At 49.6% G+C, this 16568-nt stretch carries 16 protein-coding genes and 1 tRNA gene; 15 read left to right on the forward strand and 2 right to left on the reverse strand.

Features of this window, described 5'->3' with window-relative positions:
* Positions 1-45: 45 nt before the first annotated feature.
* The 15 genes from Q0438_RS08405 (at position 46) to Q0438_RS08475 (ending at position 15926) form a co-directional block, all read left to right on the forward strand.
* Positions 46-2835, forward strand: a complete 2790-nt coding sequence (locus Q0438_RS08405) for an STT3 domain-containing protein (RefSeq protein ID WP_367178506.1) — start codon at positions 46-48, stop codon at positions 2833-2835.
* Between the two features lie 106 nt (positions 2836-2941).
* Entirely contained in the window at positions 2942-3178 is a 237-nt protein-coding gene (locus tag Q0438_RS08410) for a hypothetical protein (RefSeq protein WP_299190094.1), read from the forward strand.
* Positions 3166-4281 (forward strand): glycosyltransferase family 4 protein, encoded by a 1116-nt coding sequence (locus tag Q0438_RS08415; protein ID WP_299190095.1) that lies wholly within the window; start codon positions 3166-3168, stop codon positions 4279-4281. The genes Q0438_RS08410 and Q0438_RS08415 overlap by 13 nt, the downstream gene beginning before the upstream one ends.
* Complete coding sequence (gene pglC, locus Q0438_RS08420; RefSeq protein WP_297987350.1) at positions 4274-4879, forward strand: undecaprenyl phosphate N,N'-diacetylbacillosamine 1-phosphate transferase; 606 nt, start codon at positions 4274-4276, stop codon at positions 4877-4879. Before Q0438_RS08415 ends, pglC begins: the two co-directional genes overlap by 8 nt.
* On the forward strand, positions 4866-5465 hold the full coding sequence (gene pglD / locus Q0438_RS08425) for a UDP-N-acetylbacillosamine N-acetyltransferase (protein ID WP_299190097.1): 600 nt from the start codon (positions 4866-4868) through the stop codon (positions 5463-5465). The genes pglC and pglD overlap by 14 nt, the downstream gene beginning before the upstream one ends.
* Before the next feature lie 116 nt (positions 5466-5581).
* Positions 5582-6679 (forward strand): UDP-N-acetylbacillosamine transaminase, encoded by a 1098-nt coding sequence (gene pglE, locus Q0438_RS08430; RefSeq protein WP_299190121.1) that lies wholly within the window; start codon positions 5582-5584, stop codon positions 6677-6679.
* Entirely contained in the window at positions 6679-8484 is a 1806-nt protein-coding gene (locus tag Q0438_RS08435) for a nucleoside-diphosphate sugar epimerase/dehydratase (protein ID WP_299190099.1), read from the forward strand. The genes pglE and Q0438_RS08435 overlap by 1 nt, the downstream gene beginning before the upstream one ends.
* Positions 8481-9206, forward strand: a complete 726-nt coding sequence (gene hisH, locus Q0438_RS08440) for an imidazole glycerol phosphate synthase subunit HisH (protein ID WP_299190101.1) — start codon at positions 8481-8483, stop codon at positions 9204-9206. Before Q0438_RS08435 ends, hisH begins: the two co-directional genes overlap by 4 nt.
* Positions 9206-9913, forward strand: a complete 708-nt coding sequence (gene hisA, locus Q0438_RS08445) for a 1-(5-phosphoribosyl)-5-[(5-phosphoribosylamino)methylideneamino]imidazole-4-carboxamide isomerase (RefSeq protein WP_299190103.1) — start codon at positions 9206-9208, stop codon at positions 9911-9913. The genes hisH and hisA overlap by 1 nt, the downstream gene beginning before the upstream one ends.
* Positions 9914-9991: 78 nt before the next feature.
* A complete protein-coding gene (locus tag Q0438_RS08450) occupies positions 9992-10855 on the forward strand; it encodes a 50S ribosomal protein L11 methyltransferase (RefSeq protein ID WP_299190105.1) in 864 nt (287 codons plus the stop codon).
* Entirely contained in the window at positions 10852-12801 is a 1950-nt protein-coding gene (ftsH, locus tag Q0438_RS08455; RefSeq protein ID WP_299190107.1) for an ATP-dependent zinc metalloprotease FtsH, read from the forward strand. The genes Q0438_RS08450 and ftsH overlap by 4 nt, the downstream gene beginning before the upstream one ends.
* Before the next feature lie 126 nt (positions 12802-12927).
* Positions 12928-13677: a CDP-diacylglycerol--serine O-phosphatidyltransferase gene (gene pssA / locus Q0438_RS08460; protein WP_299190109.1), complete on the forward strand. Its 750-nt coding sequence runs from the start codon at positions 12928-12930 to the stop codon at positions 13675-13677.
* An 84-nt stretch (positions 13678-13761) separates the two neighbouring features.
* A complete protein-coding gene (locus Q0438_RS08465) occupies positions 13762-15276 on the forward strand; it encodes a 2-isopropylmalate synthase (RefSeq protein ID WP_299190111.1) in 1515 nt (504 codons plus the stop codon).
* A 157-nt stretch (positions 15277-15433) separates the two neighbouring features.
* On the forward strand, positions 15434-15772 hold the full coding sequence (gene atpE, locus Q0438_RS08470) for an ATP synthase F0 subunit C (RefSeq protein ID WP_299190113.1): 339 nt from the start codon (positions 15434-15436) through the stop codon (positions 15770-15772).
* Positions 15773-15841: 69 nt separating this feature from the next.
* A tRNA-Leu gene (locus Q0438_RS08475) sits at positions 15842-15926 on the forward strand.
* A gap of 24 nt (positions 15927-15950) precedes the next feature.
* Here Q0438_RS08475 and Q0438_RS08480 read toward each other — a convergent pair.
* Both Q0438_RS08480 and Q0438_RS08485 read right to left on the reverse strand, forming a co-directional pair.
* The gene (locus Q0438_RS08480; protein WP_299190115.1) at positions 15951-16307 is read right to left on the reverse strand and encodes a type II toxin-antitoxin system HicB family antitoxin; all 357 of its coding nucleotides are present in this window, start codon (positions 16305-16307) and stop codon (positions 15951-15953) included.
* The coding region (locus Q0438_RS08485) for a type II toxin-antitoxin system HicA family toxin (RefSeq protein ID WP_299190117.1) at positions 16304-16568 on the reverse strand (265 nt) is incomplete at its 5' end. The genes Q0438_RS08485 and Q0438_RS08480, both read right to left, overlap by 4 nt.

Consider the following 16568-nt stretch of genomic DNA (forward strand, 5'->3'; position numbering starts at 1 on the left):
CGAGCTGATCGCAAAAATAGAACAAATCGACGAAGGAAAATAGGCGTGGCGGAGAGAATGAGGGCTTTTGACATTAAGGCGCTAGAGCAAGAACCGGAGAAATTTAATAAAAATATCGCGGATGCGGGCAGATTTAACGACTTTGATGGCGCGAGCGAAATTTGCAGCTTTGGTAAATTGAAAGGCGCTGGCAGGTACGCAAGCGTGGATAAATTTAACGGCGCAGGTAAAGCTGACAGCGCAGACAAAGACGGTGCGGCTAAATTGAATACCTCGGACAAAATTTGCGGTACTGGTAAATTTAATGCCGCTGGTAAAATTTACGGAGGCGCGGCCGAGCTTGAGTACACAGCCGAGTTTTGCAGCGCAACTGGACTTGAGAGCATAGCCGAGCCTGAGGATGCGGCAGAACTTTATGGTGCGAATAGATTTAGAGACCGACGCGGTGTCGGCTCTAACGGATCTAGCCCTGCTCACGGCGCACGTCGCGGCGAAGATAAATTTAAAAGTACGGATGGATCTAGCCCGGCTCGCGCTGCTCGCGACGGCACGGCTAAATTTAACAGCGCAGGCAAGCGTGGCAGTAAGAATAAATTTAACAATACAAGCGGCAAGAGTAAATTTAATAACGCTAGCGGAGGGAGCGGCGCGCAGGGAGCCCGTAATAGCGCAGCTTCGAGTAGTACTTCGAGCGCAAATGGCGCGGGCAGGGCGAAGCGCAAAATTTTCGGCTTTATAAAAAACTATGAGTTTTCCAAGCATATTTTGTTGATGATTTTGCTCGCATTTGCCTTTAGCGTGGCGTTTCGTATGTGGTGGGTATATTGGGCGAGCGGATTTCCGAACTACTTTTTTTGGGACGGCGAGCTGATGATAAATACCAACGACGGCTACGCCTTTGCAGAGGGCGCGCGCGACCGCCTCGCCGGCTTTCATCAGCCCAACGATCTTAGCTATTTTAGCGCGTCGCTTTCGATTTTGACTGCGTTTTTGGCTAAAATTTTACCGTTTTCGCTGGAGAGCATTTTCGTTTATCTTTCGGTGGTTTGCAGCTCGCTCATCGTAGTGCCGATCTTGTTGATCTCAAGCGAGTTTCGCTGCATGCGCGCGGGCTTCATCGGTGCGCTTGTCGCGAGCGTGGCGAATAGTTACTACAACCGCACTATGGCTGGGTATTACGACACCGATATGCTAAATATCGTACTTGCGATGTGTATTTTGTGGGCGCTCATACGTATCTGCACGCGCGGCTCGCGCAGCACGCTGTTTTGGCTGGGCGCGTTTACGATATTTTATATGTGGTGGTATCCGTCCAGCTTCTCGCTAAATTCCATGATGCTCGCCGTGTTTTTTGCCTACACGCTGATTTTTAAGCGAAAAAGCAGGGTGAATTACGAAGCGATGATTATCTTTTTGATCGCGCTTTGCTCTACGCCGCTGGTGGCAAAGATTTTAATCTCGCTTACGCTATTTTGGCTCTTTGCATTTAAAGGAAAGCTATTAAATTTTAAATCTCTAGCCCTTTTGGGCGGCTTTGCCGTGGCGTTTTTCATCGCAAACGGAGGCCTTAGCCCGATCATCTTTCAGGCTAAATTTTATATCTTCCGCTCCTTTGCGGACAACGCCGATACGGCATTTCATTTTTTCAACGTCAATCAAACGATCCAAGAATCGGGCATCGTGCCGGCTAAAGTATTTATGGAGCGCATCAGCTCGCATGTTGCGGTTTTTGTGATCGCGGCGATCGGATACGCGGTGCTTTGCTTTAGACATAAAGAATTTTTACTATCGATCCCGCTTCTGCTTTTGGGCTTTGCGGCGAACAAAGCGGGCCTTAGATTTACGATCTATGCAGTGGGCGTAATGGGGTTAAGTTTCGGATATATTTTGTATTTTTGCGTAAAGCGCTTGGATCTGCCAAAGATCGCTGCACGCGCGATACTGCTGATTTTAACGGCGCTTGCGATCTATCCCGCGTGGCAGCACATCGTCTCGTACAAGGTCGATACGGTCTTTTATCAAAGCGAGGTGCGGGTGTTTGACGAGCTCAAAGATAAAGCGCAGCGCGAGGATTACGCGCTTTCATGGTGGGACTACGGATACGGCATACGCTATTACAGCGACGTAAAAACCCTCATCGACGGCGGCAAACACCTCGGCAACGATAACTTCCCCGTTAGCTTCGCGCTTTTTAGAGATCAGATGAGCTCTGCGAATATGGCGCGCCTGGATGTCGAATACACCGAGCGCGGATATAACGAAAAAATTCCAAACAAGCTAAAGCAAATTTTAAAAGATTACAACGCGACTGACGTCAACGATTTTATCTTAAGCTTGGGGCTAGCCGATTTTAAGCCGCCGAAGCCTACGCGCGACATTTATTACATCCTGCCCGATCGCATGATGAATATCTTCCCCGTCGTCACGCAGTTTTCAAACATCGACATCACCGACGGCAAACAGCTAGGCGAGCTGTTTTTCATAACGAGCGATAGGTTCGTTCAGGATCAAAGTGGCGTGCATATGGACAACGGCTTTTCGATCTCGCCGAATTTGCTTAGTCTGGAATTTAGCGGCAGAAAATTCGCGATCAATACCTTTTACGAAACGAGCTACGACGCGAGCGGCAAGCTGGCGGTCAAGGAGCTTAATATGGACAGCAGCGCGCAATTTTACGTGGTTTTTATGCGCGATTACGGGCGGTTTTTGCTGATGGATCGAGCGATGCTAAACTCGAGCTACGTGCAGCTTTTCGTATTTGAGCGCTATAAAAGCGATCTGTTTGAGCCGGTGATCTTAAATCCTGCGGTGAAGGTGTATAAATTAAAGCGTTAAATTTTGCCGCGGCGCGCGGGTTAAATTTCGTCGCGGCATGCGGGCCAAATTTGACCGCCGCGCGTAGATTTGGGATCAAATTTAGGCTAAATTTTAAGGAGAGCGAATGAAATTTTTTCAGGCGTCGCCAGCGCTTTTTTCGGCGGTAAATTTCAAAAAAGTGCAGGGGCTTTTTGCGGCGCCGAATTTCATGGCACAAAATTTCATCGCGCAAAATTCTAGAGTGCAAAATTTCGCGCGAAATTTTAATCAGGGCGGCGAGAATTTCGCGCGCCGCGCACAAAATCATATAAATTTTAAACCGCAAAATTTCAAAACGGAGCGTGAGCCGTGGCGCGCATAGGGTTTCTTTCGCACGAAAGCATGAGCCTGTATTTCTTTCGCGCGCCGATAATGCGGGCTCTTAAAGAGCGCGGGCATGAAATTTACGCCATCGCGCCCGCGGGCGATTACACACAAAGGCTTGCGAGCGAATTTCACGCCGCGACCTACGAGCTCGACAAGGCCTCGATCAATCCTTTCAAAGTGCTTAAAAATAGCGAGGATCTGGCAGCCGTTTTGCGCGATCTAAACCTAGATATGCTGCAGACCTCCGCACACAAATCAAACGTATTCGGCACCTTCGCGGCGAAAAAGGCGGGCATCAAAACCGTGTTAAATTTAGTCGAGGGGCTCGGCAGCTTCTACGTAGACAGCGACCTAAAATCGCTTCTAATTAGAGCCGTGATCGAGCGGCTTTACAAGCGCTCCCTGGCGCTTAGCGACGGCTGCATCTTCGTAAATGACGCCGATCCCGATTATTTTTTGGCTAGGGGCTTGAGCCGCGAGGATAAAATTTACCGCATCAAAAGCGTGGGCGTGGATGCGAGCTACTTCGATCCGGACGTATGCGAAGGGGCGGATCTTGGCGAGCGAAAGGTCGTTTTGATGATGGGGCGCGCGCTTTGGCACAAGGGCATTAAGGAATTTTACGAAGCGGCAGAGCTTTTAAAAGATCGCGCCGACGCAAGCTTCGTCTTTGTAGGCAGCGGATACGCGGGCAATAAAAGCAGTGCGGACGAAGCCTTTTTAAAAAGCCCGTTCGTGCGCTGGATACCTTGGAGTGAGCAGGTTCGAGGGCTGTATAAAAGCGCGTATATGTTCGTGCTGCCTAGCTACAAGGAGGGCTTTCCGCGCACGGTTTTAGAGGCGATGAGCATGGCGCGAGCCTGCGTGGTAAGCGATTGCAGCGGCTGCGTCGAGGCCGTGCAAGATGGCGTCAACGGCTTAATTTGCCGCACTCGCGACGCGAATGATCTTGCGCGAAAGATCAAAATTTTGCTAGATGATGAGCCGCTTTGCGAGAGGCTCGGGCGAAATGGGCGCGAGATGGTGCTTGCAAATTACGACGAAAAGATCGTCACGGAAAAATATTTAGAGGTTTATAGGAAATTTATCGATGTATAGGTGTTTTTTAAAGCGCGCGCTCGATTTTACGGCGGCTTTGGTTTTGATCATTTTGGTTTCGCCCGTGATGGCGCTTACGTGGTTCTTGATCCGCAAGCACATTAGCAAAAGCGCGATTTTTACGCAATCTCGCCCCGGGCTTGATGAGCAAATTTTTAAAATTTACAAATTTAAAACGATGAGCGACGAGCGCGGCGCGGACGGCGAGCTTCTGCCAGACGAAGCGCGGCTGAACGATTACGGCAAAAAAATCCGCGCGCTAAGCCTGGATGAGTTGCCGCAGCTTTTCAACGTGCTAAAGGGCGATATGAGCTTCATCGGGCCGCGCCCGCTGCTGATCGAGTACCTGCCGCTTTATTCGCCGCAGCAGAGCCTGCGACACAGCGTGCGCCCTGGCATCACGGGGCTTGCGCAGGTAAACGGTCGCAACGCGATCAGCTGGGAGAAAAAATTTGAGTTCGACACGTATTATGCGCAGAATTTAAGCTTCGCGCTCGATCTTAAGATCGCGCTTTTAACGATTAAAAAAGTGCTTGCGAAAGAGGGCGTGAATAAAGAGGGCATGGCGACGACGGAGAAATTTAATGGACACAACTAAAATTTACGTTTACGGCGCGAGCGGACATGGGCTGGTGGTCGCCGACGTCGCGCTAGCCGCGCGGGAAGCTAAATTTAGCGAGGTCGTTTTTTTAGACGACGCGGCGGGGCTGAAATTTAGCGAGGATCTGCCGAAATATCCCGTAATAATTGCAATCGGAGATAACAAAACTCGCGCAAAGATCCAAGAGAAGGTGGCGCGCGCAGGTTTTGAGATAGCGACGCTGATTCATCAAAGCGCGATCGTTAGCCCAAGCGCCGTCATCGGCGAGGGCGCGGTCGTAATGCCCGGCGCCGTGATAAACGCGCGAGCTAAAATCGGTCGCGGCGCGATAATCAATTCAGGTGTCGTAATCGAGCATGAGTGCGAGATCGGCGAGTTTGCGCACATTAGCCCAAACGCGGCGCTTGCGGGCGGCGTGAAGGTGGGGGCGTTTTCGCACATCGGCATCGGTGCTAGCGTTATTCAGAGGCTAAAGATCGGGCAGCGCTGCATAATCGGCGCGGGCGCTGCGGTAGTGCGCGACATAGCTAGCGACAGCGTAGCCGTAGGCGTGCCTGCTCGCGTGATTAAAAAAAATGGCTGAATTTAAAATTTATAGCATTAAAAGTGATAAAATCCGAGCATTTAAATTTAATGCCGAAAGCTAAATTTAGCCTTGCGCCAAGCGAGGTTAAATTTAAAGATCAAGGAAGGATAGAGATGGCAAGAGTATTTTTAAGCCCGCCGAATATGGGCGGCAATGAGCTTGAGTATATAAAAAAGGTATTTGAAAGCAACTATATAGCGCCTTTGGGCGAATATGTCGATAGATTTGAAAACAGCGTCAAAGCTTATACCAAAACGCGCGGCGCGCTAGCGCTAAACGCAGGCACGGCGGCGCTTCATCTGGCGCTTCGCTGCAGCGGCGTAAAGGACGGCGACGTGGTGCTAGGGTCCACGTTTACCTTCATGGCGTCGCTAAATCCGATATTTTACGAGCGCTGCGTGCCGGTGCTGATAGATAGCGACGAGAGTTGGAATTTAAGCCCGAAGCTGCTTAAAGAAGCGATCAAAAAATCGCCGAAAAAGCCGAAGGCGCTCATCGTTACGCACCTTTACGGACAGGCTGCGAAGATGGATGAGATATGCGAAATTTGCGCTAATGAAAATATCGATCTCATCGAGGATGCCGCGGAGGCGCTGGGCGGATTTTATAAAGGCAAAGCGCTGGGCGGCATCGGAAAATGCGGCGCGCTAAGCTTCAACGGCAATAAAATCATCACTACCTCTGGCGGCGGAATGCTGATCTCAAACGACGAGGAACTAATCGCCAAGGCTAGATTTTACAGCACCCAGGCGCGCGAGCCGCTACTTCACTACGAGCACAAGGACTACGGCTACAACTACCGCTTAAGCAACGTCTTAGGCGCTATCGGCGTAGGCCAGATGGAGGTCTTGCCGCAGCGCGTAAAGAGAAAGCGCGAAATTTTTAAAATTTACGAGGATCTGTTTAGGGGCGCCGACGTGGAGCTTATGCCGGAAGTCGAAGGCGGCGAGGGCAACAGATGGCTTAGCACGCTTCTATTTAAGCAAAAAGGCGCTCATCTAAAGGTAATCGATGCTCTAAATAAAGCCGACATCGAATCTCGCCCGCTTTGGAAGCCGATGCATCTGCAAAGCATCTTCTCAGGCGCGCTCAGCGTAGTTGACGGCACGAGCGCGGATATGTTTGAGCGCGGAATTTGCCTGCCTAGCGGCACAGATATGAGCGACGAGACGATCGAGCGCGTCGTAAAAATCGTAAAAGAAAACATCTAATGCTGTTAAAACCCACTAAATTTAGCCGCTTCGCGTTTTTTTTGCTGGGAGATATTTTTATCTCGATCCTCTCCGTTTATATCGCGTTTTTGCTGCGATTTAGCGGAGATATACCGAACGAATTCTATAAAGGCGCGCTGCTTAGCGCCTCGAGCCTGACGGCGATTAAAATTTGCTACTTTTGGTTTTTGCGGATCTATTTAGTTCCGTGGAGATTTTTCGGGTTATATGAAGCGAGAAAGCTTTTCTACGCGCACGTGATGGCGGCGCTTACCTTTTTGATCCTGTTTTTTTTAGCGAGCAAAGTTTTTAACCCCTTCCCGCGCTCGGTCATCATCATCGACGCGGCTATCTCGTTTATCTTGATCAGTGGGGTTAGAATTTCAAAGCGGATGTTTTTAAGCGAGAAGAAAAACATCACGAATAACGAGCCCTGCATCGTCGTGGGCGCTACGAGCAAGACCTTTCACGTCCTAAAAGGTATGCGGCAAAAATATATCAACTACTACCCCGTAGGCGTCGTGGACGGGCGGCCTGAGCTAGTAGGGACCTATTGCGAAAACTACGTCGTCAGAGCCAAGGGCGAAATTCCGCAGATGATCAAAGATAGCGGCGCCAAAACCGCAATCATCGCGCTGGCGCTGTATCCGGACGAGCTAAAGGAGTTATACGACGAGCTTTTTGCGTACGGGCTAAAAGATATCAAGCTCTTTTCGCTTTTGGAGGATGAGAGCAAAAAGATCCGCGACGTATCGATCGAGGATCTGCTCGCGCGAAAGCCCAAAGACCTCGATACCAAGGCGATCGAAAATTTTATCAAAGACAAGGTCGTGCTGGTAACGGGCGCTGGCGGCACGATAGGAAGCGAAATTTGCAAGCAGTGCTTGAAATTCGGCGCAAAGCGGCTCATTATGGTCGAACACAGCGAGTTTAACCTCTACTCGATCAATGAAGCTACGGGCGCAGATATGCGCAACGAGCTAAAGATGATAAATATCGTCTATCATCGCGAGCTGGAGGAGGTTTTTGCAGAATTTCATCCCGAGGTGGTCGTACACGCAGCGGCGTATAAGCACGTGCCGCTATGCGAGTTTAATCCGCACCTAGCGGTCAAAAACAACATCATCGGCACAAAAAACGTAATCGATCTGTCCAAAAAACACGGCGCGAAAAAGGTTGTTTTGATCTCGACCGACAAGGCGGTGCGACCGACGAACATTATGGGCACGACGAAGCGTATCTGCGAGCTTTACGCGCTAAATTCCAACGACGCGGCAAGCGACACGCAGATCGTCGCGGTGCGCTTCGGAAACGTGCTCGGCTCAAGCGGCAGCGTCATTCCTAAATTTAAACGCCAGATCGAAGCGAACGAGCCGCTTACCGTTACGCACCCCGAGATTACGAGATATTTTATGCTCGTTAGCGAGGCGTGTCAGCTCGTGCTTCAAGCGGCCTCCATCGCGCAGGGCGGTGAGCTTTTCGTGCTGGATATGGGCGAGCCCGTAAAGATCGCTGATCTTGCCAAGCGAATGCTCCAGCTTGCCGGCAAGGAGGAGCTGGGTATTAAATTTGTAGGTCTGCGCCCCGGAGAGAAGCTTTACGAGGAACTTTTGATCGACGAAAACGACAAGAGCACGAAGTACCAATCTATCTTCGTAACCCACTCCGCAAAATACGACCTAGAGGAGCTAAACTCGCAGATCGAGGAGCTTTCGGAGTGTGAGGACGCGCAGGTCGCGGATAAGCTAAAGCGTATCGTGCCCGAGTTTTCGCACCGATTAAACGATATGAAGGGCACGGCTTGATCGGTATCGTGGATTACGGCGCGGGCAATATCCAAAGCGTGATGAACGCGCTTAGCTTTTGCGGCGCTAAATTTTGCCTCGCGCGCAGCCCTGGGGAGCTTTTGAGCTGCGATAAGGCTCTGCTTCCGGGCGTGGGGGCATTCGGCGAGGCGATGGAGAGGCTTCGCGCAAGCGGTATGGACGCTGCGATTAAAGAATTCGTCGCAAGCGGCAGATATTTTTTAGGCATCTGCCTTGGGATGCAGCTTCTGTTCGAGCAAAGCGAGGAATTCGGCGCGCGCAGCGGACTTGGAATTCTACCCGGTCGCGTCGTGAAATTTGACAAAACGAAATTTAATATTCAGGGGGCGGAATTTCGATCCGAAAATTCTAAATTTAGATCGGGCGGGGCGGAATTTAATTCAGACGGGGCGGAACCTAGCGCGCGCTACGGGCAAAATTCCGCTCGCGCCGAAAGCCTAAAGATCCCGCACGTCGGCTGGAACAGCGCGCATTTTATCAAGTGCTCGCCGATAAACGGGGCCTTGGGCGAGTTTGAGTATCTGTATTTCGTGCACTCCTACCACGTCCTTTGCGCGCGCGAGATCACGCTTGCGACCACGTTTTACGGCTATGAGTTTGCAAGCGCGATCTGGCGCGAAAACGTATTTGCCTTTCAGCCGCATCCCGAAAAAAGCCACGATGCAGGTATAAAAATCATTAAAAATTTTACGGAGCTGTGATGGAAATTTTCCCTGCGATCGATCTGAAACAAGGATGCGCCGTGCGCCTTAGCAAGGGCGAGATGCAAAGCGCAAAAATTTATTCCAAAGACCCCTGCGAGCTAGCCAAAAAATTTGAAGATCTCGGCGCCAAGTGGCTGCATCTGGTTGATCTCGACGGCGCGTTTGCAGGCGAGGCGGTAAATTTCAAAGCGATCGAGCGGATCGTAAAAAGCACGTGTCTGCGTGTAGAAGTGGGCGGCGGCATCCGCGACGAAGCGCGCATAAAGGAGTATTTAAACTTAGGCGTCGATAGATTTATCCTCGGCTCGGCAGCGCTAAAAAACCCAGATTTCGTAAAGCAGATGGCGAAGCTTTACCGCATCGTCGTGGGCATAGACGCGAAAGAGGGGCTCGTAGCGACCGAGGGCTGGGCGGAGCTAAGCCGCGTAAAAGCGACCGATCTGGCGCGAGACTACGCGGACGTAGGCGTTTGCGCGATCATCTGCACCGACATATCGCGCGACGGGATGTTAAGCGGCGTAAACGTAGAATTTAGCCGCTCTATCGCGAAAGCTAGCGGTATCGACACTATCGCAAGCGGCGGCGTTAAAGATATAAACGACATAATCGCGCTTAAAAACGCAGAGCTCATCGCGGGCGTTATCGTCGGCAAAGCGTATTACGAGGGCACGCTCGATCTTAAAAAGGCGTTTGAAGCTCTATAAAAACGCCCGAGCGTAAGCAAAGTTTGAACTAAATTTTAGTAATATGCAAATTTTAAAATTTAAAGGCGATGTGAGGCGATGAAAGATTTTTTTTATGAGATGATCGTAAAAAGCGCGAATGCGAGCGAGCTTTTCAAGGGCTTTGCGTTCGAGCTCGGCGTTACCTGCGTCGAAGAACGCGGCGAGTGCTTCATAATCCGCGACGAAGAGGATCTGCAAAATTTAAAATTTGCGTTTGAGGAGTTTAAAAAGGGGCTTGCGCGATCTCTCAATTTAGACGCCGATCTGCAGATCGAAATTTTAAAAAAGCAAAACAAAGACTGGCTCGATGAGTATAAAAAAGGCGTCGCGCCCGTGGCGGTCGGTAAATTTTACGTCCGTCCGAGCTGGTGCGAAAGATCGCAAGATAGCGCGCTAATCGATCTGCTGATCGATCCTGCGCTGGCATTCGGCTCGGGCCATCACGAAAGCACCAATATGTGCCTGGCGCTACTTAGCGAGCTCGCTCGCGATGGTATGAGCGCGCTTGACGTGGGCTGCGGCAGCGGAATTCTAAGTATCGCGATGAAAAAACTGGGCGCAAAGGTAAGCGCTTGCGATACCGACGAGCAGGCGGTGAGTGCTACGCAGCAAAACGCCGAGAAAAACGGCGTGCGGATAGATAAAATTTGGCTCGGCAGCGTTTCAAGCTTAAACGAGCAAAGTTCAAACAAAAGCGCGCAGCCGCAGTTTGATCTCGTCGTCGCAAATATAATCGCCGACGTGATTTTGATCCTAAGCGCGGATCTGAAAAAAGCGCTAAAACCTGGCGGCAAGCTCGTGCTGTCGGGAATTTTAGAAAAATATAAAGATAGGATAGAGCAAGCCTTTTCGGATTTAAATTTCGTGCAGATGAAAAAGCAAAACGAATGGCTTAGCTTCGTATATGAAAGGAAGATATGAACAATAACCAAAACAATCAACCCCCTCAAAACGGCGGTGGAAATAATTTTTTCAATAAAAATCCGATCGGCGTTTTTATTATTTTCGCGCTTATTTTGATAGTCGTGTTTAAGGCGATATCGCCAAGCGGCGGCTTTGATAGCGACGGTATACTGGGCTCCGTCTCGGGCGAGAGTAGAAACGTAAGCTACTCGGAGCTAAAATCGCAGATCAAAAACTCCCAAGTAAGCATGGTCTCCATCGGAAGCTCCACGATTAAAGCTCAAGTCGGCAACGTAATCTACACCGCCAAGCGCGTGGATGATCCCGAACTAGTTCAAATTTTAGAATCGCGTAAAATTCCATACGGCGCGTATAACGAGAGTAACTTTTTGACCGATCTGCTCTTTAGCTGGGTCTTGCCGCTCGTGATTTTCTTTGGAATTTGGATGTTTTTGGCCAACCGCATGCAGCGCAATATGGGCGGCGGCGTGCTCGGCATCGGAAGCTCCAAAAACCTAGTAAGCGCCGAAAAGCCGAAAGTTAAATTTGGCGATGTAGCGGGCGTCGAAGAGGCGAAAGAGGAGGTTAAAGAGATCGTAGATTTCTTAAAAAACCCCGAGCGATACATTAGCCTCGGGGCTAAAATTCCAAAAGGTGTGCTTTTAGTGGGCCCTCCCGGCACGGGCAAGACGCTGCTAGCTAAAGCGGTTGCGGGCGAAGCGGACGTGCCGTTTTTTTCGGTGTCGGGCTCCAGCTTCATCGAGATGTTCGTAGGCGTGGGTGCCAGCAGGGTGCGCGATCTATTCGATAATGCTAAGAAGCAGGCTCCGGCGATCGTTTTCATCGACGAGATCGACGCGATCGGTAAAAGCAGAACCGCAGGCGGTATCGGCGGAGGCAACGACGAGCGCGAGCAGACGCTAAATCAGCTGCTTGCCGAGATGGACGGCTTTGGCTCGGAATCAAGCCCTGTGATCGTCCTTGCGGCTACCAACCGCCCCGAGACGCTGGATGCGGCGCTTCTGCGTCCAGGCAGATTTGATAGGCAGGTTTTGGTCGATAGACCCGATTTTGACGGCAGAATGGCGATTTTAAAGGTGCATATGCGCGACGTTAAATTTGCCCGCGACATCGATATAGAAGAGATCGCGCGCCTTACCGTGGGCTTTGCGGGAGCCGATCTTGCAAACATCATCAACGAAGCCGCGCTTTTAGCGGGTCGCGAGGCAAAGGCGGAGGTCGAGCAAAAAGACCTACTTGAAGCGATCGAGCGCGTCGGTATCGGACTGGCTAAAAAATCGCGCCGCGTAAGCCCGATCGAAAAGCGGATCGTCGCCTATCACGAAAGCGGCCATGCGCTAATTGCGGAGCTTACCAAAGGCGCGATGCCCGTATCGAAGGTAACTATCGTACCGCGCGGATTGAGCGCTGCGGGATACACGCTAAATTCGCCGTTTGAAAATAGATACCTACACCAGCGCCATGAAATTTTTGCCGAGATCGATACATTTTTGGCGGGGCGCGCGGCGGAGGATGTGTTTTTAGGCGAGATCACCGACGGCGCGGGCAACGATCTGCAGCGCGCTACCGATATGCTTAAATTTATGGCCACTCAGGTCGGAATGACCGATGCACTCGGGCTTGCGGTGCTCGAAAAACAGCAGTATTCCTTCCTAAACGGCGGACAGAGCATCAAGGATTACAGCGAGGTAACGGCGGTTAAGATCGACGAATATGTCCGCAAGACGCTGGACGAGCGCTACGCAGCGGTAAAAGAGACGCTAAGAACCTACGCTCCGGCGATTGAGGAGATGGTAAAGGCGCTGTATGAGAAGGAGACGGTCTCGGGCGAGCAGATCGTGGAGATCATCTCTAAATTTGAAAAAGATAACGGCATGCCTACCCGTTTGGTGCGAAATTTAGGCGCTAACGACGATATCGAAAGCGCAAAGAGCGAGGCGTAAATTTCAAGCCTCGCGCGGAGCAGAAACTTAGGGTTAAATTTTAAGACGATCGCGCTAAAGCGTTTTATGCGCGATCTGCGGCGCCGAACGAAAAGCGGTGCAAAAATAAAATTTAAAGAGTGAGAGATGGAAGAGGAAAAGGGAAAACTAATCTACATATTGCCGAATCTTTTCACGGCGGCAAGCGTATTTTTGGCGGTCATCAGCATAATTTCTACGATCAAAGGCAATTTCAGCGCCGCGATCTTTTATATCATTTTATCCTTGATCTGCGACGGGCTTGACGGCCGCGTGGCGAGGCTAACGCATGCGACGTCGAAATTCGGCGTGGAATTTGACAGCCTTGCAGATATCGTGGCTTTCGGCGTCGCGCCGGCGCTGCTGTTTTATTGCGCGGTCGGGCACGATTACGGTAAGGTCGGTTCGCTCGTAGCCGCGCTTTACGTGGTTTTCGGCGCGATCAGACTGGCGCGATTTAACGTCACCACGGGCACCTACGAGCCTAGCGTTTTTATCGGGCTGCCGATCCCTACGGCTGCGATTACGATGGCGTTTTGGATCGGAATTTATCTAAAATATGAGCTTTCCAAAGGTTTTGGAGTATTTTTGATCATCGCAATGGCGGCGTTATCGTTTTTGATGGTAAGCAACATCCGCTTTCCGAGCTTTAAAAAGATCAGCCTAAAACGTCCCAATGCGATTAAAATTTTAGTGCTTCTAATCGTCGTGTTTTTCTCACTTTTATATCTTTTCAAGCTGGAATTCCCGGCGGTGCTTACTTTGGTTTATATCGTTTACGGTTTGGTTCGCGGAGCTTTAAATTTAAGCGCGGCTAAATTTCATAAAAAAGACAAACCCGAGGAAACGGCGAAATAATCTCGAATATGTTTATCGCCGCGATTGTTTTAAGCTTGCGCGGCTATAATTTTGCCAAATTTTAACCCTTTGAAAGGATTTGTAATGGACAAAAATAAAATCATAATCTTCGATACTACGCTTCGTGACGGCGAGCAAAGCCCTGGAGCGTCGATGAATACGGACGAGAAGATCCATCTTGCGTTGCAGCTTGAAAAGCTGGGCGTAGATGTTATCGAGGCGGGTTTTGCAGCGGCAAGCCCCGGGGACTTTGACGCGATAGAAAAGATCGCGGGCGCCGTTAGCAAGGCTCGCGTATGCTCTCTTGCGCGCGCTTTAGAAAAAGATATCAAAGCCGCCGGCGAAGCGGTAAAGGGTGCGAAGCTCGGCCGCATCCACACCTTCATCGCTACAAGCCCTATCCATATGGAATTTAAACTTAAAATGCAGCCGCAAGAGGTCATAAAGCGCGCCGTAGAGGCCGTGCAATACGCAAAAAGTCTATGCGATGACGTGGAGTTTAGCTGCGAGGATGCGTGTAGAAGCGATATCGGCTTTTTAAAAGAGATCTGCGACGCCGCGATAAATGCAGGAGCCTCCACCATAAATATCCCCGATACGGTGGGCTATCTCTATCCAGATGAGATCACTGCGCGCATAGGCGAGATCGTTAAGCTTATCGGCGAGCGCGCCGTAGTTTCGGTACACAACCACAACGATTTGGGAATGGCTACCGTAAATTCCTTAGCCGCTATCTTGGCGGGAGCCAGACAGGTCGAGTGCACGATAAACGGTATCGGCGAGCGCGCGGGCAACGCTGCTCTGGAGGAGATCGTAATGGCAATCAAGACGCGCACAGATAAATTTGCGCCGCTTTATACCGATATAAATTTGAAAGAAATTTATCCATCCAGCCGCCTAGTCGCGAGCATTACCGGTATCGAGCCGCAGCCCAATAAAGCGATCGTGGGCAAAAACGCCTTCGCGCATGAAAGCGGCATCCACCAAGACGGCGTGCTAAAACACAAAGAAACCTACGAGATAATGCACGCCGAGGATATCGGGCTTGATAAAAACTCGCTCGTGCTGGGCAAACACAGCGGCCGTCACGCCTTCAAAGATAAGCTGGTATCTTTGGGCTATGAGCTTAGTAATGATCAGGTTGAGATCGCGTTTAATAAATTTAAAGCGCTCGCCGATAGCAAAAAGGACGTTTTCGACGAGGATATTAGAGAGCTCGTAAACGACGAGTTCGTGGGAGCCGAAAAGACCTACGAAGTACTGGTTCTAAGCTCCAATAGCTGCAACAAAGGACACGCTAGCACGGCCCTTACGCTAAGGTATAAGGATGAAATTTTAAGCGATAGCGCGCTTGGAAACGGCGGCGTGGATGCGATATTTAAGGCGATAGATCGTATTAGCGGTATCAGCGGTAGCCTGAAAGAGTATCAAGTAAAAGCGGTCTCGCAAGGCAAAGACGCGCTGGCGAAAGTAACCGTCAAGGTGGAATTTCAAGACGAGGGCGCCATCATCGGCAGAGGGCTTGACGTAGATACGATGCTGGCGTCTGCAAAGGCCTACGTTGCGGCGCTAAATACATATCTGGATGCTAAGCGCTAAGATGTCGGCGTGCTCGGCGGGATTTGCTAAATTTAACGCAAATTCCGCCAAATTAAACAAATCAAAAGCAAAATTTTAATAATATTCCACACTTAAAACGTTGGAGTAGGGGGTATTGAGCCGAAACTCGTTTTAAAATTTATTTATGGAGACTTTTATGAAAAAAGTTCTTGTATTGTTATTTGCGCTTTGCGGCGCGGCTTTCGCTAGCGAGCAGCTAAGTGCTTACACTCAGATCGTTTCTTTTTCTGCAATTACCGTTGCAGTCGTTTTAGGTTTAGCCGCTTTGGGTGGCGCGTTAGGTATGGGAAATGCCGCTAGCGCGACACTTAACGGCATCGCTAGAAATCCAAGCGTAGCTAGCAAACTATCGACTACGATGTATATCTCGCTTGCGATGATCGAAGCGCAGGTTATCTATGCGTTGGTTGTTTCATTCGTCTTGCTTTTTGCCAACCCTTTTTTGACAGAAGGCTTAAAGGCTGCTGCAAAATAATCCTAAGCCCGAGAAATCGGGCTTTAAACTTATATAATTCAAGGCTTAAGATCAGGCTTTAAAATTTATGCGACCGTGGTGGAATTGGTAGACACGCTATCTTGAGGGGGTAGTGCCGCAAGGTGTACGAGTTCAAGTCTCGTCGGTCGCACCATATTTAGTCTTACAATAGATTTTATTAAATTCCCTTAAGCTTTAAATTTGCAGCCTCGCTTAAAAATTGCGATCTATTATTGGTAACCTTGTCGATAGCATTAAGCAAAGATTGCGAAAGACTTATATTTACACGAATTTTCTTATCGGAAGCAGGCTCAGGAATAAAATCGTTATGCTCTAGCATACTCTCAAGTGTAGATTTAAAAGCGGCATCAAGATCGTTTAATGCTTCCTCTTTTGTATCGCCGTCACCCCAAAACAAAGCATAGCCTTTAAATTCCGGCATAAATGCACCCCAGCCGCCGCCTTCATCGTCCGCTATCTTTCTAAGCTCGATTTTGTAAGGCAAATTCAGGTAATAGTTTAAATCCTTTTTCATTTCTGCTCCTCTATAGATTTTAGCACAAGCTTAACGTAGAAAATTTTCATAGGTTTATGTTTAGGCAAAGTTACTAAATAGCCGTTTCTGACAAAATTATGATGAGAGCCTTTAATGCTTTGCAAAGCAAAACCCCTGCTGAGTAAAATTTTTTCTAACGTCTCAAACCTAACGTTCTTGGGATTATTTTGTAAATCCTTGATTAATTTATCGTCTTTACTCATTTTTAAACTTTCGTGTGTAATTATACACAAGCAAGAT

This window comes from uncultured Campylobacter sp. (assembly GCF_938030785.1).
In the GTDB taxonomy this organism is placed as follows: Bacteria; Campylobacterota; Campylobacteria; order Campylobacterales; family Campylobacteraceae; genus Campylobacter_B.